Raw genomic sequence first — 2,709 nt, forward strand, 5'->3', positions numbered from 1 at the left:
CTCTAATCAATTTTTCAATGGTTTAGTAATTGAACAAGCGTTTCACCTGTTCCTTAATTGTTATTCTAGGCAGTGTTTTCATTGAGGGCAGTACGGTCAAACCGATCAGGTTATTCGAGATTGCCGAACTCCTGCATTACTTTAGGCAAGAGTGGCTGAGAAACAGAGCTGGTCATGGTAGGAACTCGGTTCTAATCCATCTCTGTAATTTGCACAAAGCGTGATATTGGTGTATCCACACTCTCGCAGACACATCATAAATTCTTCGCGCCCAAACCAGTGCAGCGGAAGATGCTGTAATTCTGTATTGATCAGCTTTCCATGTTTCCATTTCTCGTATCGAATGAGCGTATGCTCAACTTGCGCTATCCAATCAATCCAGGATGATGTTTGCATGACAATGACTGCGCCATCTAAGCAAGTAATGGGCTCTCGCTGTTGCACAATGTTTTCTGTTTTGAAAGAGCCAACAGGTAATTCTAAATCGATAAAGATTTTTCCATTAGGTTCTAAATGCCTAGCAAATGCTTGTAATGCCGCGATCGCTGCTGTGCGATTTCCTAGCAGCATAAACGAACCAAAAGTCACAACAATCGCACTAAACTTACCCGGAAGATCCAGGTTTTCTATCGAACCCTGATAAAGCGCAGGCTTTAAACCTCTGGCTGCGCAATTTCGTTTGCAAGCGGTAAGCATATCGGCTGATGCGTCAATTCCCTCGACATTCAGCCCCGCCTCTAGTAGAGGAATGAGTAAGCGTCCTGTACCAACCATTCCCTCTAAAATTCTTCCGTCAATTTGGGAGAGATGCTGTATGAAATAAGGAACATCAACATATTCCCCAGTGACAGGTTTGGTAAGCTCATACACTTCTGTACAAAGGCTTCCATAGGTAGTTAGCGTCATCCTGCTATCATCCTGTCGCGATCGCCAGAGGGTTGATCCTTCACCGCTTCACTCGTCTCCTTCGTTCTCTTCGTTAACCTTCCACTGTCCAGCAGTTTCCGCAGCGCGGTATGGCGCAACCTCATAGGGCGAGGCTTCGCCGTTCTCCCTCTGGGGTAATCGAGTGGGGACTAGCTCTAGCTGTGTGGGTGGATTGGGCTGATAGGACGGGGCGGGCGCACGGCGACGGCGAGAAACGTTTTCTTCGGTGGTTTCTTCCGCGACAACTTCATAGAGAATTGCTCGCTTTTGATCCTGTCCTTTTCGCAAAATCCGTCCTAACCGCTGAATATACTCCCGCGCTGAACCCGTTCCCGATAGCAGAATTGCAACGCTCGCTTCAGGAACATCTACGCCTTCGTTCAGCACATGGGAAGCGACCAGCGTTTTATAGGTTCCTTCGCGGAAGTGCTGCAAAATCTCGTGGCGTTCTTTCACAGGCGTTTGGTGCGTAATTGCCGGGATCAGGAATGATTGTGAGATTCGGTAAACCGTCGCGTTGTCGTTCGTAAAAATCAGCGTTTGCTCAGGATAGTGTTGCGCCAGCAAATCGGCTAACACGCGCAGTTTGCCTTCGGTTCCTAGAGCGATCGATCGCGCTTCTCGGTGTGCCAGCATTGCCCGCCGTCCCGCCTGAGATTGGGCACTTACCTGCACAAATCGCTGCCAGCCATCCAGCGACCCCAACCGCACATTCATCCGCTGCAAAAAGCTGTTGCGCGTTTGAATCAGCGTATCGTAGCGGCTGCGCTCCTGCTCCGAAAGTTCCACCTTAATTTGCACAATCTCATGGTGTGCCAAAGCTTTTCCAGCAAGCTCTTCGGCTGTGCGGCGATACACTACCTTTCCCAGTAGCAGATCCAGATCCGCGTGTCTACCGTCTGATCGATCCGGAGTTGCCGTCAGTCCCAGCCGATAGGGAGCGATCGTAAATTCTGCAATCACTCGATTAAAGTCGCTCGGCAAATGGTGGCACTCATCGCAAATTAGCAGTTCGTAGCGGTTTCCCAGTGATTCGGCATGAATTGCAGCACTGTCATAAGTGGCAACGAGGATAGGCGATCGATCGCGGGAACCGCCCCCCAGCAATCCGACTTCTGCATCGGGAAACGCCGCTAGCAGATGGGCATACCACTGGTGCATCAAGTCCAGCGTTGGAACTGTGATCAGCGTACTGCAACCCGTTGCCTGCATCGCCATCTGCGCCAGATAGGTTTTTCCCGCCGCTGTGGGCAGCACGACCACTCCTCGCCGCTGAGCCGCAATCCAGGCAGAGAGGGCCTCTTGCTGATGCGGATAGGGCTGACGCTCGAGCTTCGCCGCCAGATTCACCGAAGCAAAATCAGGCACAGAATTATTAAAGGCAACCGCTTCAGCCTTGAGGCGATCGATCAGCTCAGAATACTGAATTGCCGGAATCCGAAACTTCTCAATGCGATCGTCCCAGGTGGCAAAGTCAACCCAGGCTTTTCCACGGGGTGGCGGATGTAAAATAAGCGTTCCGCGATCGAAGGTCAGGGTAGGAGTGCGACCCATAGGAAAGAAAGTTGCAGATGGTTATGAATTCTATAAAGCTAACAGTTTAGAAATTGGAATAACGTTCCGTGGCTCGGTAATCTTTACGGAAGAGATTAACCGGATAAATATTAGAGACAATTTAGTCTTTAGCAAAGTAGATAAATTGCCGCCAGAAATACAAAAATCTTGGCAAGGAATTCAAACGAACGAAACCGAGGCTCCTTCCCATTTTGCCGATGAACCCCG

Annotated in this window: 3 protein-coding genes; 1 reads left to right on the plus strand and 2 read right to left on the minus strand. The window is 49.9% G+C overall.

What is annotated here, in order from left to right:
- Positions 1 to 141: 141 nt before the first annotated feature.
- Together H6F80_RS00220 and H6F80_RS00225 are read right to left on the minus strand one after the other, a co-directional pair.
- Positions 142 to 906, minus strand: coding sequence for a class I SAM-dependent methyltransferase (locus H6F80_RS00220; protein WP_190789615.1), 765 nt, complete (start codon positions 904 to 906; stop codon positions 142 to 144).
- Between the two features lie 48 nt (positions 907 to 954).
- On the minus strand, positions 955 to 2,481 hold the full coding sequence (locus H6F80_RS00225; RefSeq protein ID WP_190789616.1) for a DEAD/DEAH box helicase: 1,527 nt from the start codon (positions 2,479 to 2,481) through the stop codon (positions 955 to 957).
- Between H6F80_RS00225 and H6F80_RS29340 the strand changes: the two genes are divergently transcribed.
- On the plus strand, positions 2,471 to 2,709 hold a 239-nt coding region (locus tag H6F80_RS29340; protein WP_206755014.1), incomplete at its 3' end, for a hypothetical protein. The genes H6F80_RS00225 and H6F80_RS29340 overlap by 11 nt on opposite strands.

This window comes from Leptolyngbya sp. FACHB-711 (assembly GCF_014695615.1).
Classification (GTDB): Bacteria; Cyanobacteriota; Cyanobacteriia; order Elainellales; family Elainellaceae; genus Leptolyngbya_A.